This is a genomic window from Corynebacterium sp. S7, assembly GCF_054401105.1.
This window is the reverse complement of record NZ_CM136760.1, coordinates 227,273-249,321: the sequence shown is the minus strand read 5'-3', so window position 1 is coordinate 249,321 and position 22,049 is coordinate 227,273. Positions and strand designations below refer to the sequence as shown.

The window sequence follows — 22,049 nt, the reverse complement described above, 5'->3', positions numbered from 1 at the left end:
TAGCTTTTAGTTCTGCTTTTACTTCAGCATGTCACCCCAAGAGAGTTCCGCCATGACGCGCGGATCTGCTGGGTTTTCTGGGCGCCAACCCGACAGGCGCATCCGTGACGTTGTGTGGCCGCGGGCAGTTTCGTGGCTGCGCAAAAGCAGGTTGGGAATTCTTAGGAAATACGAGCGGGAGCGTCCGTCGATAAGCACTGAACCTGTAGAACGCTGACGGGTGAACTCACGGATGTTGATATCACCGACCTCAACGCCGAGGTCGCCGGATCCCTTGACCTCTACCTGCGGGCCGGAGCCGTCGGAGTAGGCGGCTCCGTTGTCGCCGTTGAGGATCACGCGGATGAATTCCTTGACGGCGGCTGGGCTGGCCGTGGCCACGCCCACGTAGCGCTTGCCCAGAATGGAGTGCTTCATTGTGCTGATCAGTGCTTCGCCTTCGATGACATCAGAGGTGTACACGAGTGGGAGCTGCATCAAGCGCCCTTCCATGTCCCTGCCCACAAGGACTTCGATTCCGACCACGTCTTCGGGGTCGACGAAGCGGTAGGAGCCGATTAGATCGGTGATGGCTCCGAATTTCTTAGCGATTTGGCTTTTGGTTGGATAAACGTCGGCATCGTAGATTTTTGCGGTCCCGCTCATGGCTTCCTCCTCAAGAAGTTCTGTCCACTTTCAAATCTAGCGCTCAATTCTCGCCTACGCTGTAAGTATGACTCCACCTCTTAAACTGCAGCCCGGCGATCCAGACGATAATTACCCCGTTAACGAGCAGAATTCGGCCGAATTTAATGTCGGAGGGGTCCGTCGCACACTTCCGGAAAAGCAGCAACTTGAGCAACTAGTGTCCTATATGGATGCTACTTATCCGCTGCCGGACTTCACTCCGCCGTGGAAGGGTGGCTCGGGTGATCCCTACCCCGCGGATCAGTACACCGCATTATTGCCGGATCGGATTACCCATGCCTCGATGCTCATGCTCGGCACCGCCGTTGACCATTCCATGCCCGGTGTGGCTTTTGCCGGTGATGTCCAGGTCGAAGATGTTCTCACCATCGGCGCCCGCCAGTTCACTCCGTCCGAGCCAACGGGCCGGTGGGCTATCTCGCTGCACTCGGGCGGCTGGTGGCGTGGCTCTGGCAATGCCCTGGAGCATTCCTGGCGCCCTGAGGTCGCAGCAGCCGCGGAGCTCTCCGGCACCACAATCCTTGACGTTGATTATCCGCTCGCCCCGAAGTACAAGGTCGCCGCGATGCGCGACACTGTCGAGCAGGCGATCGGCTATGCCAAGCACCACTCCCCTTCGTCGATCACCGCGTGGGGGTATAGCTCGGGTGCAGCTCTTGCCACGCTTGTCGCGCCACTCGTCGACGGGCTTGTGCTCACCTTCCCCGATTTGGACTCGCTGGCTAATCTTCCCGCTGAAATCCGTGGCGCAGCCCATATTTCGCCACCCTCAAGTTGGCCGCGCACGCTCCTACAAATAGCGCTTCACGACGAGATCGCCTCCCGCCCGAACGTGGACGGCGCGAGCAATGTGGAGGTCAAGGAATATTACTCCACCCATCGCATTGCTACACCCGAGGTGAACAGGCAGAAAATCACTGATGTTGCGGAGTTCCTGAAGAGCGTAGATCGCTAAGTTCGTCGATCTTAATTACTTTCTTGGGTGCCCCGATGGAGCGCAACCAACCGTGGGAAAAGATGCTTGGTGCTTTCGTCTGTTCTTTGTTCTCCGTAGTTTTCGGATAGAGCTGGTCAACGGACTCCACCTTGGCTGGGGCCAGCAACCACCCTTCCGCCATCAGTTCGACGTCCTTGCCGGAGATCTCCAACGACGGGGTGAACCCCTTGAGAGTATCTTTCGTAATCGCCGAGGTATCGCCGAAAGTCATCGATGCGGCTGTCCATTCTTTCCCGAAGGAGACCGTCGCGGTAGTTTCATGGTCATTCGACCAGCCGAACTTGGTTCCCTTCACACCAGGCAGCTGTGAGGTTCCGTAGTCCTGCGCGAATCCGTCATGTGCGTATTGCGCTGAATCACTCATGGCTTCAAAAATCGGTTTAGCGCGCGGGTCCCACCTAATTTCGGCGATAAATGTTGCCACATCTAATGCCGATGTCCGGGTTACTCCCCAGTAGCCATTGCGGTAGGTGTTCTCCAGCCCAAAATCTTCCGCGACCTCGTCGATAGCCTCGGGGTAGGCAGCATCCATCTCCGAGGCCATATCGTCATTGGATAGCCGGAGCATTTCCTCGACCTGATCTTTGTGTTCGTCCGAGCCGTTGTAGATGACCCAATATCCCAGGTAGAGCTTGCTCAGCGACAGCGAAGGCCGAGATTCTTCAGCGTTTTCGCTTGCTTCCACCGTGCCATCAGAGTGAACGAGCACCAGTGCCGTGCGTTCATCAACGTCCTCGGCATCGAGCTGAAGCGCGTTGGCCGCAGGTACACCGGACATGACAAAGAGCAGCGCAAGAAATACGCCCAATAACTTTTTCATGTCCACCGTCCTCCACCCTTCACCGAAGTCACGCGAGCATACACCATCTATACGCTCGGCGAAACTACGCAGGTAACTTTAAACAGATTCACGCGCAATTGCACTATGCAGCTGAACACTATTTAGTCGGGTGCTACTGAAACCTCACACGAGCCCCATCGTGTGGGATCCCTTCGGCGTCCCAGAGCGGAATCTGTCGGACAGGATCGTGCCCAGTTCCGTCGGCGCGGACAACACGCCACCAGTTCGTCGAGTCTCCCCATTTGCGCAACACGGAGCCGACTTGCCGTGGCCCGGTGCCGGCTTCGACCGCCACCTCACCGTAGGTAGCTACCTGACCAGGGCCAAGCGTATCGACGATTGCCAAAACCCGCTCGGCGTAATCCGGCAGCTCCACCCACGGCTTTTGCACGCTCACAAGTTTCGGACCTATAGATCCAAAATGGAATCCGCCTCGCTGAGGTCGTCTTCCTCAACTGGCTCATCTACCTCACATAAGGTCACGGTCGCACCTGTTGAATCCGCGATGAGCAGCAGGCGGCCGAAGGAGGAATCCTGGGGACCACGAATGACCTCGCCACCGAATGCAGGAACCCGGCGCGCGGCCTCGTCGATATCTTGCACTCCCAGATACGACTGCCAAAAACCTGGTACTTCCAGCGGGAATTGGCCGGTTGCATCCCAAATGCCGGCGAATGCCCCACCGTCTTCGACAGCGAGTGCGTAGCCATCCTTGGTGACCGTTTCCCAATTAAAAAGGCCACGGTAAAAGTCGGCGACCTTCTCAAACGAGCGGTTGGCGGTGTACTCGTGCCAGACCGGGGTGCCAGGCTCGCCAGCAGCAACGAAAGCTTCTTCGCCCGCAGGCTGAATCAAACCGAAAAGCCCACCCGCGACGTCAGCGCACAGGCTCATCACGCCGAGCGAGACGTCCGACGGCTGCGAAAGAACTTGGCCACCCAGCTCCTCTACCTTCGCGGTATCGCCGTAAATATCGCCCGAGAGGAAGTACGTCACCCAAGTGTCGTTCACTGTGGCTTCCTTGGGCTGTTGAACAAAACCAGCTACTGGCAGGCCCTGGATGCGCGCCATGCTATAAGCATCGTCGGAGACTTCCCACCCAAGCACCTTGGAGTAAAAATAGGTGGACTTTTGCTTGTCTTGGGTGGTCTTTTCAATCCAGTAGGGCATGCCGGTTCGGGCTTCAAATGCGGGCATTGGCTAGAGGTTCCTCCACTTTTCTGGGTCAAAATCATCGTCGGCGGTGCGCTCGTCGAAATAGTCCGTGTCCTCGGAGTTCGCAATCACAGTGGCGCTCACTCCGCCAACGCGCACTTCGTCGCCGTCGCGCAAAACGAGGCCGCGCTGCGTTACCTCTTCGCCGTTGACGTGAACTTGGCCTGTGGCAATGAGCTCTTTAGCATGTCCGCCGGTGTCGGCGAGGTTGGCGAGTTTAAGAAACTGGCCCAACTTGATGGAATCTCCGTGGATAGCTACGTCCATAGTGCTTCAGCCTACTTGAGCACTTACCCAACCGAAGAGTCAGATCGATGCCACCGCCCCAAACAGACCAATACCGCCCTCCGCGATCATCCACACACCCAGCACGATAAAGATAAAGCCAGCAACAATATCAACAATGAAGCCGTACTTTTCCAGTGGCTTCGCAATGGCGCGGATAAACACAGCAAAAAGGGTAAACCACGCCAGCGCAATCAGGATGAGGGTGGCAGCAATAATAAACATCCACTGCACCCCCATCTCGGGGCGCACAAACTGGGCAAACACCGCCCCGTAGAACAGCACCGCTTTGGGGTTCGCCAGATTCGTGCGCACACCCAGCCAAAACGCTTGCCCACCCGTCATTTCCGGGCCCCGTAAAGTTGTAGTCGCAGGTGCCCTTCGCGCAGCTATTCCGCTTCGAGTTGCGCCAAAGCCCATGTAGATCAGGTAGGAACCGCCAGCCAATTGCAATACTGCCAGGATCTCTGGCACTGCTTGAATCAACGCCGACAAACCGACCAGCGAAGCAATCAGCCACAACGTGTTACCAAAGACGATGCCCAATGCGCACAAAATTCCATTGCGACGCGAGCGAGCCCCGACGCGCATAATCTGAAATACGTCGGGGCCAGGACTCATGATGGCGGCTAGCCACACACCGATCAGTGCAGCGAATGAGGCAAGGGTCATGGAGAAGAGGGTACCCTTACCGCCTTAATTACACCCGCGCCTGATCTCGCGGCATGATATTCATCGTGTCAATGTTCATATGCTTAGGCAGCGAGGAAACCCAGCGCACTGCCTCGGCAATATCGTCTGCGCTGAGGTTGAGCTTGTCGGCGTAAACTTCGTCGGCCTTTTCTTCGTCGCCCTTGAAGCGGTTCTTGGCAAAGTCTGTCTTCACACGGCCCGGCGCGATCTCGCAGATGCGGATCGGGTTGTTTTCTTCCTCCAAGCGCATCGCACGGGTCAGCGCGGTCACGCCGAACTTTGCGGCGTTGTAACCTGCTCCGCCTGCATAAGCACGGAATCCAGCCACGGAACCAACGTTGATAATCTGGCCTTCGGATTCCAGCAGCAGCGGGTACAAAGCCTTAGTTATTCTGACTAGGCCGAGAACATTGACCTCGTACATCCAGCGCCAATCGTCTTCGTTTGCGTCGCGGAGTGGGTCAGCACCTCGCGCGCCACCGGCGTTGTTCACCAACAGATCCACGCGATCGAGCTTTGCCACCAGAGCGTCCACAGACTCCTGGCTGGTTACGTCTAATTCAACGGCGACACCGCCGATCTCGTTCGCGATCTGTTCCACGCGATCTTTACGACGAGCCGCCACGTACACCGTCCAGCCGTCGCCGGCCAGTGCGCGTGCGGTTGCCTCGCCGATACCCGCGGAACCACCTGTTACTACTGCTACTTTGTTTGCCATAGAAACGAGTGTGCCAGATCACTTGTACTCCTGCAATGAGTTCTAGACCTTAGCGCCTCGTCGTGAAGCGAAAATGCGAAAGCGCCGATCAACCTGACGCTGACCGGCGCTAACAATCCAGCGCTTATGGAGCGGTGTAACCACCATCAACAAGGTGGTAGGAACCGGTGATGAAGGATGCGTCCTCGCTGAGCAGGAACGCGGTGAGCTTTGCTACCTCTTCCGGCTGGCCAAGGCGACCGATTGGGTGCTTTGCGACGAGGCCGTCGTAGGCCTCCTTCGACATATTCTCAAGCAGTGGGGTTTCAATGTAAGCAGGACCAACCGCGTTGACGCGAATGCCCTGGGATGCGTACTCGACGCCAGCGTTCTTGGTCAGGCCGATCACGCCGTGCTTTGCCGCAGCGTACGCCGCATTGCCCCAGACAGAGGTCACGCCGTGGATGGAGGACATGTTCACGATCGCGGTCTTGTCGGTATTGTCCTGCTTCAGGAACTGCGCGATCTGGTAGTGGTTGCCGTAGAGCACGCCGTTGAGGTTGATGTCGATGACCTTGTCCCAGTTGTCCAGGTCAAGCTCGGCGATTGGCGCGTTCTTGCCGCCGATGCCAGCGTTGTTGACTGCCAACTCGAGGGAACCGTAGGTCGAAACAGCAAAGTCAACCGCTGCCTTGTTGTCTTCCTTGGAGGACGTGTCCATCTCGAATGCGGTTGCTTCGCCGCCAGCCTGCTTAATCTCGTCAGCGACGCGCTGTGCGCCCTCAAGGTTAAGGTCGGCAACAATGATCTTCGCGCCGCCGTCTGCGAGCTCCTTGGCAATAGCCTCGCCGATACCCGAGCCACCGCCGGTAACGAGAGCTACTTTTCCGTCAAATTTACCCATGTTAACTCCTCTAAAATAAACAGTTTGTTGTTACATCACCAACCATAGTAGAAATTTAAAGTATTTTCATTAATGCAGGTCACACTAATAAAAAGGTAGGATCTGTAGGATTGGTGACATGCACGATTTTAACAGAATGAAAAGTGGCTCGTGGTACATTGCGGGAGGACCGGAGATCGTGCAACAGCACGAGAAAAACCGGTCCATTATGAAGCGATTCAACGACCTTGCCAACACCGATATGGCCCAAGGCGAAGCAATTCTCGCGGAGGCGCTGGCACCTGGGTCAGGCATTCCGGAAACCTTTGCTCCCCTTCATCTCGAATACGGCATCAACACCACCTTCGGCACCGGGTGTTTCATGAATTTCAATTGCATCATCGTCGACGTCGCTCCGATAACAGTGGGCAACAACACACTCTTTGGCCCCGGCTGCCAGCTGATCACCGCGGAGCACCCGGTAAATGACGTGGAGATGCGCGTCAAGGGGTGGGAGCGTGCTCGCCCTATCGCAATTGGCGACGATTGCTGGTTCGGCGCAGGCGCAATGGTGATGCCCGGTGTCACAATTGGCCATCGCTGCGTAATTGCAGCAGGGGCCGTGGTCACGAAGGACATTCCCGACGACTCCCTAGTCATGGGCGTTCCAGGCAAAGTCACCCGCACATTGAACCAGCCTGGCGACGCGTTGGAACGTGATGAATTGGAGCCTGGAGAATATTGAGTTCGACAAGTGCCACGCACAATGTGAAAGCGTTTATTCACAAGATTTCTGGGCTTTCGCCGGAGGAACACGGCTTCAGCCACGTTGATTTCGGCACGTCGATGAAACGTGCAACGCATTTGGACTCGCTTCCACCGCAACAGCGCGGGCGCTGGCACGGCCGAATCATCCCGATCAAGGACCTGGCCGATGTGGCTGGAATGCCCTCCACCTATGGCTCGATTCACTTGCGCCGCCGAGCCACCTCATCTGCGGAATTGGTTTCAAAGCTACTTGCAGAAGGCGCGATCATTCCAGGTAAAACGGCCACGTCCGAGCTAGGGATGACCGGTTATACCGAACCGGTTGGTCTTCCCGCACCGCATAACCCATTGTGGCCAGGGCAGGCGCGTACGCCTGGAGGTTCTTCTGGTGGTGCTGCGGTGGCGGTTGCACAGGGGCTCGTCGATATCGCGCACGGTTCTGATGGTGGAGGCTCGCTTCGTATTCCCGCGGCTGCGTGTGGATTGATTGGATTCAAACCTTCCCATCACGCTGTGGGTGGAATGCTGAGCGCCCAAGGAGTGCTGACCAGAACCTTGGCGGACACTCTTTTTGCCCACAATATTCAGCAACTTAAGCCGCCTCGGCCACTGCGCATCGGCGTGCTCACTTCTCCCCTCTTGGCCGAAAATATGATGCGATCCGACGTGGATACGCCAGCGCTTCGAGCCACAGAACTCGCAGCGAACACCCTTGCCGCAGCAGGTCACGATGTCGTAGAAGTTGAGCGCTCGGCGCTTGATGCTGCCGGGCTATTTGGGAGTTTCCAGCGAGTGTTTAGCGCGAAAGTCCCCCACGACGACGTACCTGCAAGCGAGATCGTGCAGTGGTTTCGCAACCACTCCCACCGCACGCCACCAAAAGAGGATATCGCCAGGCTCGAGGGCTCCGCCCAGGAACTCCAAGCTGCCTGGCCGGTGGACGTATTGCTTACTCCGATGCTTTCCCATGAGCCCCCAGAAATTGGATCGTTTGCAAAACTCGGCCCTGAGAACGATTTCCTTGCTCAAACCCGCTGGACTCCGTGGGGTTCCATTTTCAATATGAGTGGAGGTGCAGCGATTTCCGTGCCACTGGATCTTGGAGCGGAAAAAGGGCCAGTAAGTATCCAGCTGGGAGCGATCAGGGCCGATGGCCATACGATTCTCGGGTTGGCTCAGCAGCTTTCGTCTATTACCTGGGAGCTAGGAACTACAACTCGTCGATAAGCTGCTTCACGCGTGCGTCGATGTCATCGCGCACAAGCCGCATCCGCTCCATGCCTTCGATGCCGCGCTCGGAGGGCTCGTCGGTTTCCCAGCGCTCAAGGGTGCCGTGGGCGTCTGCGGGCATTTCTAGCTGTGCGTCCTTGCCCAAGATGACCACGCGATCGGCGGTGCGCAGCAGCTCCGGGTCGACGCCCTTCGGGGTGCCCTGGGACATGTCGGCACCGACCTCGGCGATCGCCTCCACGGATTGAGCGTTCAACTTCGTACCCGGCTTTGTGCCAGCCGAATGGATATCAAGCGTGTCGCCGGCGTGCTTTTCGGCCAGGGCCGCGGCCATCTGGGACTTTCCGCCGTTACTGACACAAACAAACAAGACCTGCGGTTTTGTAGATTCAGACATGGGAGTTCTCCTTGGGAAGTGTGGTTTTTGCTTGGGATTGTTGGGGTGGAAGGGTCGAATCGCTTGGGAATAGCTTCGGGCCAAGCCAGCGCATGACGTAGACGAGTGCTACGAGTACCGGCACTTCAACAAGTGGACCGATCGTGCCAGCGAGAGCTTGGCCCGACGTAGCTCCGAATGTACCAATTGCCACGGCGATTGCCAGCTCGAAATTGTTTCCGGCGGCTGTGAAGGAAACCGACGCGGACTGCGCGTAGTTCATTCCCGAGCTCCGCGAAGCGAACAGGGCGATGCCGAACATGATCACGAAGTACAAGACCAACGGTACGGCGACGCGAACAACTGCCCACGGATTCTCAAGGACTTGATCGCCTTGCAGGGCGAATAGCAGCACAATTGTGTACAGCAAACCGATGAGAGCCAATGGGGAAATCTTCGGAATGAACTTCTCCTCGTACCACTGGCGCCCTTTGGCTTTTTCGCCAATAATGCGGGTCAGTGCGCCAGCTACTAGCGGAATGCCCAGGAATACAAGAACCGACTTCATGATCGCCCAAAAAGAGAAATCGGCTGAGGCCGTTTCCAAACCCAACCAGCCGGGCAGGACCTGCAGGTAGAACCAGCCGAGCACGCCAAACATGAGGACTTGGAACACCGAGTTGATTGCCACGAGAACGGCGGTGGCTTCACGGTCACCGCATGAGAGGTCCGACCAGACGAGCACCATGGCGATGCAGCGAGCAAGGCCGACGATGATCAGTCCCGTCCGCAGCTCGGGCTGATCGGGCAGGAAAATCCACGCTAGTGCAAACATCAATAGCGGGCCGACGATCCAGTTCAGTACGAGAGAAACCAGCATGAGGCGCTTATCTGCCGCGATTTTTACTGCTTTGTCGTAGCGCACTTTCGCCAAAGGCGGATACATCATGACCAGCAGGCCGATGGCAATCGGAATGGAAATCCCCCCGACCTCCATCGCACCGAGTGCATCGCCGATCTTGGGGAACGCTTGGCTAATCATCAGACCCGCAGCCATGGCCACAAGAATCCAGACCGGCAGGTACCGGTCAAGGAATGACATTCGAGTACTCATTGCACCCTTTCACTTCATACCGAAAAAATACCGAATAATATTGATACATATCGATATTAAAGCTAGGTTTCGCATTGATGAGTGTCAATCTATAGTGGGGGTATGTCCACCCCTACAATCCTTCCCCTGACTGACTTGAACGATTGTTGCTCCCTCGGAGCTGGCCCGCTGACCGAAGACGAGGCCGAGCGCTACGCACTGCTGTTCAAGGTCCTCTCGGATCCCGCCCGGCTGCGCCTGCTCTCACAGCTCACGAAGAAAAACTGTGGGCCAATGACGGTTAATGAGCTCACGGAGCTTTCGGGATTGAGCCAGCCCACGGTGTCACATCACTTGAAGAAGCTCACCGATGTCGGCCTCATCGAGAAAAAGAAGGAAGGCCGTACCGTCACCCACCGCATTCTCCCCGAAATGTTTGCAGAGCTTCGCACCGTGTTGCAGATGGATTAGAACACTCCGATCAGGACAGTTCGACCAGCAGCACGCCGACCCCAATGAATCCCATGCCCACGAGCATGCGGCGAGTCAATGGCTCATTCCAGATCAGCTTGGCCAGCACCGAGATGGCCACAAGACCGATAGCGGTCCACAGCCCGTAGGCCACACCGACGGGCATTCCCGTGTTCAGCGTCAGCCCAAGGAAAAAGAAGGCCACAACATAGGCCAGCGTCATCGGAATGAGCCACTTCTTCTTTCGAAACCCATCGCTGGCGCGCATGGATAAAGTACCCGTAACCTCAGCAGCAATGGATAATAGGAGCCAAATCCAGCTCATGAGCGGGCCTCCTGAGTGTTCTCAGAGGATCCGGATTCGACCAAGACAACGCCGATAATGATGAAGATGATGCCCAAAAGCGCACCAGTGCTCAGCATTTCTCCGAAGAGGACCATGGCCAGCAGCGCGATCGCGGCCACGCCACATGCTCCCCAAATGCCATAAGCCACGCCCACGCTCATGCCCTCACGCAGTGTCAGCCCCAAAAATCCGAAGGCCAGCAGGTAGCCAATCACCACCACGACAATCCACGCGGGTTGGTCCACGCTGGCTCGCAATGACAGCGTCGCGGTGACCTCCGAGGCGATCGCACCGCCCAAAAGGAGCCACTTTTTCATCCCAGATCTCCTTCTCAAACCGCAAGAACCCGCAAGAATCCAGAGGAGACTCTAGCACCCGCACCCCGCAAAGTCAGGGCACGGTCAGGGCGCGGAGGCCAAGGTTAGAGAGAGACAGAGCTCGAAACCCGGGCGGCACGCAACGCGTTGAGAATCACGAAAATCTCGGCCACTTCGTGCACCAGCACCACTGCCGCAAGCCCCAGTACGCCCGTGATCGCCAGTGGCATCAGCACCGCAATGATCAGTAGCGACAGCGCAATATTCTGGTTGATAATCCGCCCGCCACGTCGCGCATGCTCCAGAGCGCGCGGGATCAGGCGCAGGTCGCTGCCGGTGAACACCACGTCCGCGGACTCCATCGCCGCATCCGAACCAGAGACGCCCATTGCAATGCCCACATCGGCACTCGCTAGAGCCGGAGCGTCATTAATCCCGTCACCGATCATCGCCACAGGAGCCTGCTGCGACAACTCAGCGACAGCACTCGCCTTATCCTCGGGGCGCAGCTCGGAGCGCACATCGCTGATTCCCGCCTGCTTCGCCAGGGCCGCGGCGGTGCGCGCGTTATCGCCGGTCAGCATGGTTACACCAGTGCCTTGCGCTGCCAGGTCCGCTACGGCCTGCGGGGCTTCGTCGCGAAGCTCGTCGCGCACACCGATAGCTCCGACTACGTCGTCGCCTCGCTTCACGACGACCACCGTCATCCCTTGGTTCTCTAGCTCCGTCACCCGGCCGGAAAGCGCGCCTGCGTCGATCCAGCGCGGGTTGCCCACGGTGATGCGTGCACCATCGACGGTGCCCTCGATGCCGTGGCCAGCTTGCTCGGAAATATCAGAACCGGCAGTCACCTCGGGTGCCGCGTTGGTAATCGCGGTGGCCAGCGGGTGCGAGCTGCTGTGCTCGAGGGCCGCGGCCCATTCCAGCACCTGGCGTTCCTCAACCCCGTCGTCGCTCACAACTGCGGTTATCGTTGGCTCGTTGCGGGTCAGAGTTCCCGTCTTGTCTACTGCGACGTGTTTAATTGTGCCGAGGCGCTCGAATGCTGCGCCTGATTTGATCACCACCCCGAACTTACTTGCGGCGCCGATACCAGCCACAACAGTCAGCGGAACGGAGATGGCAAGCGCACACGGCGAGGCTGCAACGAGTACCACGAGCGAACGGGTGATCCACACTTCTGGATCGCCCAATATCGAACCAATCACTGCCACTAACACGGCAAGGACGAGCACACCGGGAACAAGTGGCTTGGCAATCCGGTCGGCAATGCGCGCACGCTCGCCCTTTTCGTTTTGGGCTTGTTCGACAAGCTCAACGATGGTGGTCAACGAGTTGTCCGTGCCAGCCGCAGTGGCTTCCACTTCGAGCACACCCGAACTATTAATCGCACCGGCCGAGACTTCATCGCCAGGAACAACCTCCACCGGGATGGATTCGCCGGTGATTGCAGAGGTATCCAAAGAACTCCGGCCCGAGCGGACAATTCCGTCGGTAGCAATCCGCTCGCCCGGCGCGACCAGCATCAGCTGGCCGACTTCCAGATCCTTCGCCGGGATCTCCTCACGCACACCGCCACGGCTAATCGTCGCCGTCTCCGGCACCAACTTCAGTAGCGAGCGCAACCCGCCGCGCGCCCGGTCCATCGCTTTGTCCTCGAGTGCTTCAACAATCGAGTACAAAAACGCCAGCGCTGCGGCCTCTTCCACGTAGCCCAAAATTACGGCGCCGACCGCACTGATTGTCATGAGCAGGCTAATGCCCAGCTTGCCCTTAAACAGATTCCGAATCGCACCGGGTGTGAAGGTGGAGGCACCCAGCAGCAGCGAGGCCCAAAACAGGATCTGAGCTGGGGTTTCAAAACCAGTCCACTCTAAGATCAGGCCTATAACCAGCGCCACACCAGACAAAACTGCCGGCATGACCTCACGGTCTTTCCACCACGGGCCGTCGTCGTCATCATCGTCATCGTCGAGGTCGTCGCCCTCAACCTGAGGTTTCAATACTTCGGTCATTTCGCTGCCCCCGCGCTTTCACAACCTGGCACCTCGCACGACGCATCGATGCATGGCGCATCCGCGTCAACCGCAAGGGTGACCTCAAGCAGGGAATTCAACGCGGCGGTCAGGTGTGGATCCGCGATTTCGTAACGAGTCTTTCGCCCCTCCGGCTCCGCCACCACAATCCCACAGTCGCGCAGACACGTCAGGTGATTCGACACATTCGACCTGGTCAGGCCCAAATCTCGGGACAATTCAGCCGGATAACTGGGCCCATCCAACAAGGTCATCAAAATGCGCGAGCGAGTCGGATCGGCCATCGCACGACCGAGACGATTCATCACGTCAAGCTTCGAAGTAATAGTCAGCACACACTGACCATACAGCAGACAGTGAACAATTGGCGTCTTTTGTCGCCCACTCCACTACCCTTGACACCTATGCCCGCCCCATTCGACCTCACCCGTATCGGCGCCGGCCTCCCCGTTGCCAATGTGATCGACCAGCTGCCGCCCACTGGCCCACTCGTCGTCGAAGCACCCCCAGGAACAGGCAAAACCACCCTCCTGCCGCCCGCCATCAGCAATATTGCAGGCAAGACCTTGGTCACGGCACCACGTCGCGTCGCCGTCCGCGCGGCGGCACGCAGACTTTCGCTTCTCGACGATTCCCCCTTGGGCGACCGCGTCGGATATTCCATCCGCGGAGAACACTTCGCAGGCTCCCGCGTCGAGTTCGTCACCCCGGGAGTCCTGCTCAACCGGCTGCTGCGCGACCCAGAACTGACCGGTGTTGGTGCCGTGATTATCGACGAGGTCCACGAACGCCAACTCGATACCGATCTCGTACTAGCCATGGTCATGGAAGTCGCAGCGCTTCGCGACGACCTCTACCTAGCCGCCATGTCCGCCACCCTCGATGCGCGCGGCCTCGCCGAGCACATGGGTGCGCAGATTCTTTCCACCGATGCTGTCACTCATCCGCTGGATATTTCCTATCACCCGCATGAGGGTCGGGTCCGTGGCACCCGCGAGTTCTACGCGCATGTCGCCGATCTTGCCGCGCGTGACACCAGCCAGCGCACCCTTGTATTCGTCCCCGGTGCGCGCGAGGTGGAGCTCGTGTGCGCCGGCCTGACCGCCCAGCAAATTCACGCAGCTCCCCTTCACGGCCGACTGAGCAGTAAGGAACAAGACGAAGCGCTGAACGGAAACGCCGAGGTGGTGGTTTCTACAACAATTGCGGAATCCTCAATCACTGTGCCCGGTGTGCACCGCGTCGTCGATGCGGGGCTCTCACGCGTACCCCGGCGCGATGCAGCCCGCGGGATGACCGGCCTGGTTACTGTCTCCACGGCCCGTTCAAGTGCCGATCAGCGCGCCGGGCGTGCGGGCCGACTCGGCCCAGGTGAAGTACTTCGGGCCTACTCTCAGGACGACTACCAGCACTTTTCTGCCGAAATTACCCCGGAGATTGCCACCTCGGACCTGACCGATGCGGCGCTAACCCTTTCTGCCTGGGGCACGCCCCGTGGCGAGGGGCTCCCACTGCTCAGCACCCCGCCCGAATCAGCGCTCGATGATGCCGAAGCAACCCTGCGCGAGCTCGGGGCCGTCAACGAATCCGGCCACGTCACCGACCGCGGCGCTCACCTCGCGCAGCTGCCGCTGGATCCTCGCTTGGGCAACGCACTCGTGGAATACGGTTCGGGTGCAGCAGAAACAGTAGCAGTACTAGCCGAGGGCCTCAGTGGTGATCTTGCGCGGCTGCGCGCTCCGAAGCAGCAGGTGTCCAGGCTGGCTCGACTCGTCGATAAGTCAGCTCCGGTGCCCGCTGGCGACGTGGTCGCTGCCGCCTACCCTGGTTGGGTGGGCAAGCGTGTGGGCTCCGAATATTTGCTGGCAGCGGGCACCCGCGCCACCCTCGGCGTGGAGATGGGTGCGCCGGAGTGGATCGCGGCGGCCGAGGTGCAGCTCACCGCGCGCGGAGCGATCATCCGCTCTGCGGCGGCACTGGGTGGCGCACCCGAGCACATGATCACAGAAGAAACTCGGGCGAGCCTAGTCGACGGGAAGGTGCGTGGGCGCAGGGTGAAGGCAATCGGGGCAATTGAGCTCAGTTCCACCCCGGTCAAGCTCTCCCCCACCGAGGCCGCCGAGGCGCTGCGTGGCGTGGGGCTCGAGGCCTTCACGCTGTCGGAGAAATCCCAGGGCTTGAAGGATCGGCTAGATTACCTGCACGAACGCGTCGGCGCGCCCTGCCCGGATGTCTCCCAGGGAGATTACACACCAGAGCTCATGGAGGTGGCCAAGGGCAACCCGATTGGAAAGATCGATGTGTATCCGGCGTTGCAGCGCCAACTTCCCTGGCCAGAGGCAGCCAAGCTCGGCGAGCTCGTGCCGGAGCGCCTCGATGTGCCCAGTGGCTCGCACCCACGCATCGATTACTCCACGGGCAGGCCTATTGTGCGGGTCAAGTTGCAGGAGTGTTTTGGGCTGGCGAGTTCGCCAGAAGTGGTGGGCCAGCGTGTGTTATTCCATCTGCTCTCGCCCGCGGGACGTGAGCTTGCCGTCACCGATGACCTGGCGAGTTTTTGGGATGGCCCGTACCAGGAGGTTCGCAAGGAAATGCGCGGGCGCTACCCGAAACACCCCTGGCCCGAGGACCCCTGGAGTGCCCGCGCCACGGCACGGACAAAGAACCGCGGCTAGACGACGACTAGCGCACCTTCCATCAGGTAGTCCGCCGACAAGACGATGCGGTGGTCCGAACACTCATGGCCGTGTTCGACCAATTGAACATTGTCGACGATTTCGTCTTGCATGCTCAGCGCGAGTGCGAGTTTCGGCATCGACTCTGTAGTGCCGACGATATGAATCTTTTGCGCCGGATAGCGACGAGCAAATTCTAGCGAGGCATCGATGAATCGCAAGGCATATTCTTCATCGATTTCGTTGTCGGCATTGTGGTCAAGGCGGATTTCAATAACGCCTTCTGGATATTGCATGTTCTCAATGTTAAAGAAGTGATCTGCTCGGTGCCTGATAATCGGCGTGTGAAAAGACTGTAGGTTTCGCTCGCTTCGGCAGCGAACTCTACGTATTGCTAACCACTGAACTCTTGGATGCTCAGGTATATCGTGAGCACGACAACCAGCGTCAGCATGGCGTACCTGACCAGTTTTGTGCCACCTCCAAGGACTGTGCGCGCACCTAATTGCGCGCCAACCACGTTGGCTACGGCAAGGGCCAGCGCCAATCCCCATTCCACATGCCCACCTGCGATAAAGACGGCCAAGGCGCCCAGGTTTGTGGCAGTGTTGACCACCTTGGACATCGCGGCTGAGCGGAGAAAATTCTGCGAAAAGATCGCGGTGAAACCCATGATCAGAAACATTCCGGTGCCGGGGCCAAAGACTCCGTCATAAAAACCAACTGCAGCGACGAGCAAGAGACCCAGCAACACTCGTGCGCGGGTTACTTCGACTTGTGCGTCGCTTTGCCCGAAGTTTGGTTTGAAGGCGACAAAAATCCCCACCGCGATGAGCAGCACGATAATGAAGGGGCGCACGACCTCGTCGCTAATAAGCGATACGGCCAGGGCTCCCAGCCCAGAGCACAGGGCCGCCACGACGGCATATCCCCACACCCTGCGGGGCACGCCAACCTTGCGCACGAGCGTAAATGCGGCAGAGGCCGTGCCAAAGACGGCGGCCACCTTGTTCGTGGCCAGCACGCTCGCCACGGGCAGGCCAGTAGAAGCCATGAGGACGGGAATCAAAATGAGCCCTCCGCCCCCAATGACTGCATCGACCCAACCGGCGACGGCTGCCGCGGCCAGGAGAAGAACTATCACTGCATAGACCGGACTTCCACTTGCTGCCCGCATGCGGCGGCACCGCGTTCTGCAACAGCAAGTGCGGTTTCGTCGTCGGCGACATCAATGACCCAAAATCCGCCCAACTGGCGATCCCCTGGCGAGGCTGGCCCAGGAAGGACGCTGCCATCCGTGCCCACACGGCGTGCAGATTCTGGAGGTGTTAGCCCACAGGCGTAGACGAACTGCCCGTCAGCGATAATCTGTTCATTAAACTTCTCTACCTTGGAAAATGCGTTCTGCATCTCCTCTTCGGACTGGTAGGCAGTGCCAGCTGCGTGCACGCCTGGATCATGATAAATGCTCAAAAGGTAATGGCTCATGTCACTAACGGTAGTGTAAGTAACGTGTTCAGGTGGATAATTGTTATCGCAACGTCCCTCGGGCTCGGTTTTGCATTCTCCGCCTTGCATGTTCCTGCAGCGTGGATCCTCGCCGCGATCATCGCCTCAGGCGCTATGGCGCTGGGCACCGGCCGAGAACTTGTGATCAATAAAGAGTTCTACGCCTTCGGGCGCGGCATCATCGGCGTGCTAGCAGCCGTGCCCCTTGTCGGCGTTCCTGTGATGCAGCTAGTGAGCTACCTCCCCGCTGGGCTTGCCGTGGCTGCAGTCACCGTCGGCATCGGATTCGGCGGCGGGATCCTCTTATCTAGATATGGTGTCTCCCGCGAGACCGGCATCCTCTCCATGCTCTCGGGAGGCGCCTCCATCATGCCGGCAATCGCCCAAGAGCTCGGTGCCGATGCCCGTTACGTCGCTCTTACCCAATACCTGCGCCTGCTCGCCGTATCGATGACGCTGCCGCTTGTCGCATCGTTTCTTGACAGGCCCGGCGAAACCACCATCGCGCCGCTTTCCAGCGTGCCGTGGTGGATGTGGTTGGTAGTCATCGCCATCGCAGTCGTGGGCAGTCCACTGGCCAAGCTCATTCGGCTTCCCGTGCCCAGTGTGTTCGGACCCCTGCTGCTGACTGTGCTCGTGTCCCAATTCATCGACGGCGGCGTCGTCGTGCCCGAACCACTGTCGATTATTTCCTTCCTCGCCATCGGCTGGGTCTGCGGCGGCACGCTCTCAGTCCCGGCGCTTAAGCGCTTCGGCAAACTGCTACCCGCCACGCTCATCTTCATCGCAGTTGTCATGGCGGCCTGCGCAGCCATGGGCTGGGTTGTTTCGCAGTGGCTCGACATTTCCTATTTTGAAGCATACTTAGCGACGAGTCCCGGCGCCCTAGAGACGGTTCTCGCGCTCTCGGCAGAGGGCGGTGCTGGACCGGCAGTGGTGGCCATCCAGCTGATCCGGTTGATCTCCATCTTGCTGATGGCCGGATGGCTCCCGAAAATCTTGAAAAAACTTTAGTCGTTCAAGACCTCACGGCGCAGCAAGTCCATCGGCATCGAGCCCAAGCGCAACGCTTTGTCGTGGAATTCCGTAAGCGTTTGGCCTTCGGCAAGCGCCTCGTCGCGAAGCGATGTCCATGCCCTCTGACCCAAAGCGTACGACGGTGCCTGACCTGCCCAGCCCATGTAACGGTCGAGCTCGAAGGAGAGGTTGGCCTCGTCCATCGCGGTGTTGTCGCGCAGGAAGGACTTAGCGTAGGAAGCGTCCCACACACCAGAGCCTTCGGGGACCTTCTTGCCCAAGTGCACACCGATGTCGAGCACAACGCGGGCGGCGCGCAGGCGCTGCGAATCCAGCAGGCCCATCTGCATGCCAGGATCGCGCATGTAGCCGAATTCTTCCATAAGCTGCTCGGCGTAGAGTGCCCAGCCCTCGCCGTGGCCGGAATGCCAGTTCATGGTCCGGCGCCACAGGTTGAGATTATCCTTCTCGGTCAGCGTGATGCCTAGTTGCAGGTGGTGTCCCGGCACTCCCTCATGGAACACGGTAGAGAGTTCCTGCCACTTGTGGAACTTGGTCTGGCCCCTCGGCACCGACCACCACATCGTGCCGGGGCGAGAGAAATCGTCGGCCGGCGGGGTGTAGAAAATACCTCCCGAGCCTGCAGCATCGATCTTGCACTCGAGCACTTTGATTTCGTCAGGAATGGTGAAATGCGTTCCGTCAAGATCTTCGATCGCACGGCGCGAGACCTTGTACATCCAATTCTGCAGCTCGTCGGTGCCGTTGAGGGTGTAGCGTGGGTCCTCATTCAGGCGGCGGTAGGCCACGCGCACGGGGCAATCGTCGCCGAAGAGCGTTCGCGACAGCTGCTTTTGCTTGCTGACGATCCGGTGGAGCTGGTCAAGGCCCCACTCGTAGGCTTCATCGAGGTCCACCTGGAAGCCAACGAAATACTCAGAGAGCAGCTCGTAGCGCTCACGCCCAAAAGCTTCCTCCATTGACCCCAAAGGGTTGAGCTCGGTGGAGAGCCAATCTGCCATGTCGCCGAAGGCGCTTTTGGCTGACTCAACGGCTGCCGATTCGGGATCAACTCCTAGCGACTCGAGGAGACTGCCTTCGTCGGCCAAGTTTTCGCACTGATCAATCACGGCATCGATCTGGCGGTGCGCTGCGACATGGCCTTGGCTCGCTGCATCTGCAAGCGACTCGCGGTAGCCCTGCAGGGATTGCGCCACCTTCGACAGGCGAGATTCGATTGCCTCGCGCTGCTCAGGGGTATCCGATGCCATGAGCGAGAACGTGTCCCGGATTGTCTGAACGGGAGACGAAATGTTGTTGAGCTGTGCTTGGAACTCTCCCTGGTGCAACAGGTCTAGTTCCAATCCCATGCGGTCTCGCAGAATTGCTGCAGTGACATGGTCGACGTCGTCGAAATCATCCTCGTCGTCAGAATCATCGGTGCCGTCATTGAGGGCATCCACATCGGCCATGAGGTCGCGGATGCGCTCCGCCACGGTTTCCCAATACTCAGGTGAGAAATCCTGCAGGTCTCCGTCGTATCCAACAATTCCTAGTTCGGTTGCCAAGGTCGGCGTGTGCTCTGCCATGTCGTAGACAAAGTTCTCACATGTCGCGTCTAGCAGCGACGTTTGACGTTTGATAGGTTCCTGGGAATCGCGGTCAGAAGAAAACGGTGTTGACGATGAAGTCATGGCTAGGAAGTCTAATCAATTCTTATGCTTCTGCCCACTTGATTCAAGGATTTACCCAGGTGGAAAATTGTTCTAGCAGGTCAGAGGAGTCTTCAAATTCCTCCGAGGGCACGTCAATGTTGTAATGAAAAGGGGCACACAAAGCACCTATCCTAATAAGCATGGTCGACGGAATGCTCCAAGCTCACGATCTTGTTTCCCAAGTCACTGCTCGCGGCGGAAAGATGGCGGGAAAAATCGAGGTCTTTACAGGTGCCGGTATGTCTGCCGATTCAGGCATTGCCACCTACCGAGACGCGCACACCGGTGTATGGGAAAACGTGGACCCCCAGGCGATGGCCTCCATTGATGCGTGGGCACGCGACCCAGAACCGATGTGGGCCTGGTATCTCTGGCGCGCTGAGCTTGTAAGTCGCGCGGCCCCCAATGCTGGCCACGATGCGATCGCTGAATTAGCACAGCGCGCAGACGTTACCGTGACTACGCAGAACATTGACAACCTGCATGAGCGCTCGGGATCCACCAACGTTATTCACCTCCACGGCTCTCTGTTCGATTTTCGCTGTTCCATTTGTTCTCGACCGTGGAAGGGGAAGATTGACTTTCCCACCGAGCCCGTTGCTCGGATGACACCGCCGACCTGCCCGTTGTGTAAGAATCTGGTGCGCCCAGGGGTGGTGTGGTTCGGCGAGGGACTTCCGCACAAAGAATGGGACGTGGCAGAGGCACGGATGCGCGAGGCAGACCTTGTGATCATCGTTGGAACCTCCGGCGTTGTATATCCGGCAGCGGGTCTACCCGTAATTGCTTATGAGGCTGGCACCCCGATTATCGAAGTGACTCCTCAGCGCACCGATCTCAGTCCGATGGCATCGATTGTCCTGCAAGGCACGGCCGCTGAGGTGTTGCCCGAGCTCGTCGCCTAACATTTCACCTCATGCGTGAGATGTTTGCGGATACGAGACCGCTCAAAGTTCCGGCATACCGAAAGCTCTGGGTCGCCAATATTTTGACCCAGCTCGGCGCCCAGATGACGGTCGTGGCTGTGCCGGCCCAGATCTATTCCCTCACGGGATCGTCGGGATACGTCGGCTTGACCGGGCTTTTCGGCCTTGTCCCTCTCGTCTTGTTCGGGCTCTACGGCGGTGCTATTGCCGATGCCTTTGATAAGCGCGCGGTGCTCATCGTCTCTACACTCGGCATGATTATTAGTTCCGGTGCGTTTTTCGTTGTCTCGATGCTGGGAAACACTAATGTTTGGTTGCTGCTCAGCATTTTCGCCCTCCAGCAAGCATTTTTTGCCATCAACCAGCCAACGAGGACGGCAACCTTCCGCTCAATTCTGCCCATTGATCAGCTCGCCGCCGGTGCAAGCCTGAACATGCTGGTGATGCAGGCAGGAGCCGTGATTGGCCCACTCGTTGCCGGTGCCCTGATTCCCTTTACCGGATTTTCGTGGGTCTATTTCCTCGATGTCGCATTCTTAATTCCCACCCTCGGGGCAGTGCTGGCCCTGCCTTCACTACCCCCGGCAGGAAAGGTTGAATCCCCGGGCCTGCGCTCTATCGCAAGTGGGCTGACATATCTGTGGGCGCAACCAGTGCTCCTCATCGCGATGCTTCTCGATGCCATCGCCATGGTGTTCGGCATGCCACGAGCACTGTATCCAGAGATGGCTGAGGTGAACTTCGGTGGCTCGCCACTGATGTTGTCGCTTTTGTACTCCTCTATCGCCGTGGGCGCGGTGATCGGTGGTGTGTTTTCTGGCTGGGTCTCTCGCGTTGCCAAGCAGGGCAAGGCGGTAGCTATCTGCGTTGCGGTATGGGGCGGAGCAGTCGCGCTGGCTGGCCTGTTTACCATGGTCAGCCCACCGACTCTAAGTATTTGGGCGTGGCTCGTGGTTGCAATGCTGGTCATTGGCGGTGCAGCTGACATGTTCTCGGCGAGCCTGCGTAATGCGATCCTGCAACAGTCGGCCACCGCAGAGATGCAGGGCAGAATCCAGGGCGTGTACATCATCATCGTCGTGGGCGGTCCGCGCATTGCAGATCTGGCTCATGGATGGGCTGGCGAGTTCATGGGGGCAGGACTAACCACCCTCATCGGCGGGGTTCTTGTCATCGTTGGCACGGTGCTATCTATGCTGGCTGTCCCCAAATTCTGGAACTATTCCAAACCAAAACCAGAATAAGCAGTCTAGAAACACCGGGGGTAATAAA

At 58.5% G+C, this 22,049-nt stretch carries 26 protein-coding genes; 8 read left to right on the top strand and 18 right to left on the bottom strand.

All coding sequences use genetic code 11. The features are described from left to right. Positions 1–18 precede the first annotated feature (18 nt). Positions 19–645 (bottom strand): CG0192 family protein, encoded by a 627-nt coding sequence (locus tag ACXZ66_RS01270; RefSeq protein WP_458749937.1) that lies wholly within the window; start codon positions 643–645, stop codon positions 19–21. Positions 646–712: 67 nt separating this feature from the next. Here ACXZ66_RS01270 and ACXZ66_RS01265 point away from each other — a divergent pair, with 67 nt between their 5' ends. Then, positions 713–1,642 carry an alpha/beta hydrolase gene (locus ACXZ66_RS01265; RefSeq protein ID WP_458749935.1) on the top strand — a complete coding sequence of 310 codons (930 nt, stop codon included), beginning with the start codon at positions 713–715 and terminating at the stop codon, positions 1,640–1,642. On the opposite strand, the gene ACXZ66_RS01260 is transcribed toward ACXZ66_RS01265, so the two are convergent. From ACXZ66_RS01260 to ACXZ66_RS01230, 7 genes are all read right to left on the bottom strand, one after another. Beyond that, positions 1,602–2,504 (bottom strand): hypothetical protein, encoded by a 903-nt coding sequence (locus tag ACXZ66_RS01260; RefSeq protein ID WP_458749934.1) that lies wholly within the window; start codon positions 2,502–2,504, stop codon positions 1,602–1,604. The genes ACXZ66_RS01265 and ACXZ66_RS01260 overlap by 41 nt on opposite strands. Positions 2,505–2,637: 133 nt before the next feature. Beyond that, positions 2,638–2,922 (bottom strand): MGMT family protein, encoded by a 285-nt coding sequence (locus tag ACXZ66_RS01255; RefSeq protein ID WP_458749932.1) that lies wholly within the window; start codon positions 2,920–2,922, stop codon positions 2,638–2,640. An 11-nt stretch (positions 2,923–2,933) separates the two neighbouring features. Further along, positions 2,934–3,722, bottom strand: coding sequence for a VOC family protein (locus ACXZ66_RS01250; protein WP_458749931.1), 789 nt, complete (start codon positions 3,720–3,722; stop codon positions 2,934–2,936). A 3-nt stretch (positions 3,723–3,725) separates the two neighbouring features. Next, complete coding sequence (locus ACXZ66_RS01245) at positions 3,726–4,007, bottom strand: RNA-binding S4 domain-containing protein (protein ID WP_458749930.1); 282 nt, start codon at positions 4,005–4,007, stop codon at positions 3,726–3,728. 39 nt (positions 4,008–4,046) lie between these two features. Beyond that, positions 4,047–4,697 carry a LysE family translocator gene (locus ACXZ66_RS01240; RefSeq protein ID WP_458749929.1) on the bottom strand — a complete coding sequence of 217 codons (651 nt, stop codon included), beginning with the start codon at positions 4,695–4,697 and terminating at the stop codon, positions 4,047–4,049. Between the two features lie 28 nt (positions 4,698–4,725). After that, positions 4,726–5,436 (bottom strand): SDR family oxidoreductase, encoded by a 711-nt coding sequence (locus ACXZ66_RS01235; RefSeq protein WP_458749928.1) that lies wholly within the window; start codon positions 5,434–5,436, stop codon positions 4,726–4,728. A gap of 124 nt (positions 5,437–5,560) precedes the next feature. After that, complete coding sequence (locus ACXZ66_RS01230) at positions 5,561–6,319, bottom strand: SDR family NAD(P)-dependent oxidoreductase (protein ID WP_458749927.1); 759 nt, start codon at positions 6,317–6,319, stop codon at positions 5,561–5,563. A gap of 118 nt (positions 6,320–6,437) precedes the next feature. Between ACXZ66_RS01230 and ACXZ66_RS01225 the strand changes: the two genes are divergently transcribed. After that, positions 6,438–7,043 carry a sugar O-acetyltransferase gene (locus ACXZ66_RS01225; RefSeq protein WP_458749925.1) on the top strand — a complete coding sequence of 202 codons (606 nt, stop codon included), beginning with the start codon at positions 6,438–6,440 and terminating at the stop codon, positions 7,041–7,043. Continuing rightward, positions 7,040–8,293, top strand: a complete 1,254-nt coding sequence (locus tag ACXZ66_RS01220; RefSeq protein ID WP_458749923.1) for an amidase — start codon at positions 7,040–7,042, stop codon at positions 8,291–8,293. Before ACXZ66_RS01225 ends, ACXZ66_RS01220 begins: the two co-directional genes overlap by 4 nt. Here the strand turns inward: ACXZ66_RS01220 and ACXZ66_RS01215 are convergent. Next, positions 8,277–8,693, bottom strand: a complete 417-nt coding sequence (locus tag ACXZ66_RS01215) for an arsenate-mycothiol transferase ArsC (protein WP_458749922.1) — start codon at positions 8,691–8,693, stop codon at positions 8,277–8,279. The two genes, ACXZ66_RS01220 and ACXZ66_RS01215, sit on opposite strands and share 17 nt — an antisense overlap. After that, complete coding sequence (gene arsB, locus ACXZ66_RS01210; protein ID WP_458749920.1) at positions 8,686–9,786, bottom strand: ACR3 family arsenite efflux transporter; 1,101 nt, start codon at positions 9,784–9,786, stop codon at positions 8,686–8,688. Before arsB ends, ACXZ66_RS01215 begins: the two co-directional genes overlap by 8 nt. 102 nt (positions 9,787–9,888) lie before the next feature. On the opposite strand from arsB, the gene ACXZ66_RS01205 reads away from it, so the two are divergent. Further along, a complete protein-coding gene (locus ACXZ66_RS01205) occupies positions 9,889–10,236 on the top strand; it encodes an ArsR/SmtB family transcription factor (protein ID WP_458749918.1) in 348 nt (115 codons plus the stop codon). Positions 10,237–10,246: 10 nt separating this feature from the next. Here ACXZ66_RS01205 and ACXZ66_RS01200 read toward each other — a convergent pair whose 3' ends face one another. From ACXZ66_RS01200 to cmtR, 4 genes are all read right to left on the bottom strand, one after another. Next, positions 10,247–10,561 (bottom strand): DMT family transporter, encoded by a 315-nt coding sequence (locus ACXZ66_RS01200; RefSeq protein WP_458749916.1) that lies wholly within the window; start codon positions 10,559–10,561, stop codon positions 10,247–10,249. Beyond that, on the bottom strand, positions 10,558–10,899 hold the full coding sequence (locus ACXZ66_RS01195; RefSeq protein WP_458749914.1) for a DMT family transporter: 342 nt from the start codon (positions 10,897–10,899) through the stop codon (positions 10,558–10,560). The genes ACXZ66_RS01200 and ACXZ66_RS01195 overlap by 4 nt, the downstream gene beginning before the upstream one ends. 104 nt (positions 10,900–11,003) lie before the next feature. Further along, positions 11,004–12,821 carry a heavy metal translocating P-type ATPase gene (locus ACXZ66_RS01190; RefSeq protein ID WP_458751423.1) on the bottom strand — a complete coding sequence of 606 codons (1,818 nt, stop codon included), beginning with the start codon at positions 12,819–12,821 and terminating at the stop codon, positions 11,004–11,006. An 89-nt stretch (positions 12,822–12,910) separates the two neighbouring features. Next, a complete protein-coding gene (gene cmtR, locus ACXZ66_RS01185) occupies positions 12,911–13,270 on the bottom strand; it encodes a Cd(II)/Pb(II)-sensing metalloregulatory transcriptional regulator CmtR (protein ID WP_458749912.1) in 360 nt (119 codons plus the stop codon). A gap of 69 nt (positions 13,271–13,339) precedes the next feature. On the opposite strand from cmtR, the gene ACXZ66_RS01180 reads away from it, so the two are divergent. Beyond that, a complete protein-coding gene (locus ACXZ66_RS01180; RefSeq protein WP_458749910.1) occupies positions 13,340–15,610 on the top strand; it encodes an ATP-dependent RNA helicase in 2,271 nt (756 codons plus the stop codon). On the opposite strand, the gene ACXZ66_RS01175 is transcribed toward ACXZ66_RS01180, so the two are convergent. The 3 genes from ACXZ66_RS01175 to ACXZ66_RS01165 all read right to left on the bottom strand — a co-directional run bounded on the left by ACXZ66_RS01175 (position 15,607) and on the right by ACXZ66_RS01165 (position 17,098). Further along, entirely contained in the window at positions 15,607–15,906 is a 300-nt protein-coding gene (locus tag ACXZ66_RS01175; RefSeq protein WP_458749908.1) for a hypothetical protein, read from the bottom strand. The genes ACXZ66_RS01180 and ACXZ66_RS01175 overlap by 4 nt on opposite strands. A 98-nt stretch (positions 15,907–16,004) precedes the next feature. Further along, positions 16,005–16,754 (bottom strand): TSUP family transporter, encoded by a 750-nt coding sequence (locus ACXZ66_RS01170; protein WP_458749907.1) that lies wholly within the window; start codon positions 16,752–16,754, stop codon positions 16,005–16,007. Next, positions 16,751–17,098 (bottom strand): YciI family protein, encoded by a 348-nt coding sequence (locus ACXZ66_RS01165; RefSeq protein WP_458749906.1) that lies wholly within the window; start codon positions 17,096–17,098, stop codon positions 16,751–16,753. Before ACXZ66_RS01165 ends, ACXZ66_RS01170 begins: the two co-directional genes overlap by 4 nt. Here ACXZ66_RS01165 and ACXZ66_RS01160 point away from each other — a divergent pair. After that, positions 17,090–18,133: an AbrB family transcriptional regulator gene (locus ACXZ66_RS01160; protein ID WP_458749904.1), complete on the top strand. Its 1,044-nt coding sequence runs from the start codon at positions 17,090–17,092 to the stop codon at positions 18,131–18,133. The genes ACXZ66_RS01165 and ACXZ66_RS01160 overlap by 9 nt on opposite strands. Here the strand turns inward: ACXZ66_RS01160 and ACXZ66_RS01155 are convergent. Further along, positions 18,130–19,830 carry a DUF885 domain-containing protein gene (locus tag ACXZ66_RS01155; RefSeq protein WP_458749903.1) on the bottom strand — a complete coding sequence of 567 codons (1,701 nt, stop codon included), beginning with the start codon at positions 19,828–19,830 and terminating at the stop codon, positions 18,130–18,132. The genes ACXZ66_RS01160 and ACXZ66_RS01155 overlap by 4 nt on opposite strands. A gap of 173 nt (positions 19,831–20,003) precedes the next feature. Between ACXZ66_RS01155 and ACXZ66_RS01150 the strand changes: the two genes are divergently transcribed. Continuing rightward, positions 20,004–20,756: an NAD-dependent deacylase gene (locus ACXZ66_RS01150; RefSeq protein WP_458751421.1), complete on the top strand. Its 753-nt coding sequence runs from the start codon at positions 20,004–20,006 to the stop codon at positions 20,754–20,756. Positions 20,757–20,767: 11 nt separating this feature from the next. Continuing rightward, positions 20,768–22,021 carry an MFS transporter gene (locus ACXZ66_RS01145; protein WP_458749901.1) on the top strand — a complete coding sequence of 418 codons (1,254 nt, stop codon included), beginning with the start codon at positions 20,768–20,770 and terminating at the stop codon, positions 22,019–22,021. The last annotated feature ends 28 nt before the right edge of the window (positions 22,022–22,049 follow it).

What these genes read in the sequence shown, in the direction of transcription:
- ACXZ66_RS01250 (WP_458749931.1), bottom strand. Translation starts at nt 3,722, where the DNA reads ATGCCCGCATTTGAAGCCCGAACCGGCATGCCCTACTGGATTGAAAAG.
- ACXZ66_RS01245 (WP_458749930.1), bottom strand. Translation starts at nt 4,007, where the DNA reads ATGGACGTAGCTATCCACGGAGATTCCATCAAGTTGGGCCAGTTTCTT.
- ACXZ66_RS01230 (WP_458749927.1), bottom strand. Translation starts at nt 6,319, where the DNA reads ATGGGTAAATTTGACGGAAAAGTAGCTCTCGTTACCGGCGGTGGCTCG.
- ACXZ66_RS01205 (WP_458749918.1), top strand. Translation starts at nt 9,889, where the DNA reads ATGTCCACCCCTACAATCCTTCCCCTGACTGACTTGAACGATTGTTGC.
- ACXZ66_RS01145 (WP_458749901.1), top strand. Translation starts at nt 20,768, where the DNA reads ATGCGTGAGATGTTTGCGGATACGAGACCGCTCAAAGTTCCGGCATAC.
- ACXZ66_RS01195 (WP_458749914.1), bottom strand. Translation starts at nt 10,899, where the DNA reads ATGAAAAAGTGGCTCCTTTTGGGCGGTGCGATCGCCTCGGAGGTCACC.
- ACXZ66_RS01225 (WP_458749925.1), top strand. Translation starts at nt 6,438, where the DNA reads ATGCACGATTTTAACAGAATGAAAAGTGGCTCGTGGTACATTGCGGGA.
- ACXZ66_RS01165 (WP_458749906.1), bottom strand. Translation starts at nt 17,098, where the DNA reads ATGAGCCATTACCTTTTGAGCATTTATCATGATCCAGGCGTGCACGCA.
- ACXZ66_RS01265 (WP_458749935.1), top strand. Translation starts at nt 713, where the DNA reads ATGACTCCACCTCTTAAACTGCAGCCCGGCGATCCAGACGATAATTAC.
- ACXZ66_RS01150 (WP_458751421.1), top strand. Translation starts at nt 20,004, where the DNA reads ATGCTCCAAGCTCACGATCTTGTTTCCCAAGTCACTGCTCGCGGCGGA.
- ACXZ66_RS01200 (WP_458749916.1), bottom strand. Translation starts at nt 10,561, where the DNA reads ATGAGCTGGATTTGGCTCCTATTATCCATTGCTGCTGAGGTTACGGGT.
- ACXZ66_RS01240 (WP_458749929.1), bottom strand. Translation starts at nt 4,697, where the DNA reads ATGACCCTTGCCTCATTCGCTGCACTGATCGGTGTGTGGCTAGCCGCC.
- arsB (WP_458749920.1), bottom strand. Translation starts at nt 9,786, where the DNA reads ATGAGTACTCGAATGTCATTCCTTGACCGGTACCTGCCGGTCTGGATT.
- ACXZ66_RS01260 (WP_458749934.1), bottom strand. Translation starts at nt 2,504, where the DNA reads ATGAAAAAGTTATTGGGCGTATTTCTTGCGCTGCTCTTTGTCATGTCC.
- ACXZ66_RS01270 (WP_458749937.1), bottom strand. Translation starts at nt 645, where the DNA reads ATGAGCGGGACCGCAAAAATCTACGATGCCGACGTTTATCCAACCAAA.
- ACXZ66_RS01160 (WP_458749904.1), top strand. Translation starts at nt 17,090, where the DNA reads ATGGCTCATGTCACTAACGGTAGTGTAAGTAACGTGTTCAGGTGGATA.
- ACXZ66_RS01235 (WP_458749928.1), bottom strand. Translation starts at nt 5,436, where the DNA reads ATGGCAAACAAAGTAGCAGTAGTAACAGGTGGTTCCGCGGGTATCGGC.
- ACXZ66_RS01175 (WP_458749908.1), bottom strand. Translation starts at nt 15,906, where the DNA reads ATGCAATATCCAGAAGGCGTTATTGAAATCCGCCTTGACCACAATGCC.
- ACXZ66_RS01155 (WP_458749903.1), bottom strand. Translation starts at nt 19,830, where the DNA reads ATGACTTCATCGTCAACACCGTTTTCTTCTGACCGCGATTCCCAGGAA.
- ACXZ66_RS01180 (WP_458749910.1), top strand. Translation starts at nt 13,340, where the DNA reads ATGCCCGCCCCATTCGACCTCACCCGTATCGGCGCCGGCCTCCCCGTT.
- ACXZ66_RS01215 (WP_458749922.1), bottom strand. Translation starts at nt 8,693, where the DNA reads ATGTCTGAATCTACAAAACCGCAGGTCTTGTTTGTTTGTGTCAGTAAC.
- ACXZ66_RS01190 (WP_458751423.1), bottom strand. Translation starts at nt 12,821, where the DNA reads ATGCCGGCAGTTTTGTCTGGTGTGGCGCTGGTTATAGGCCTGATCTTA.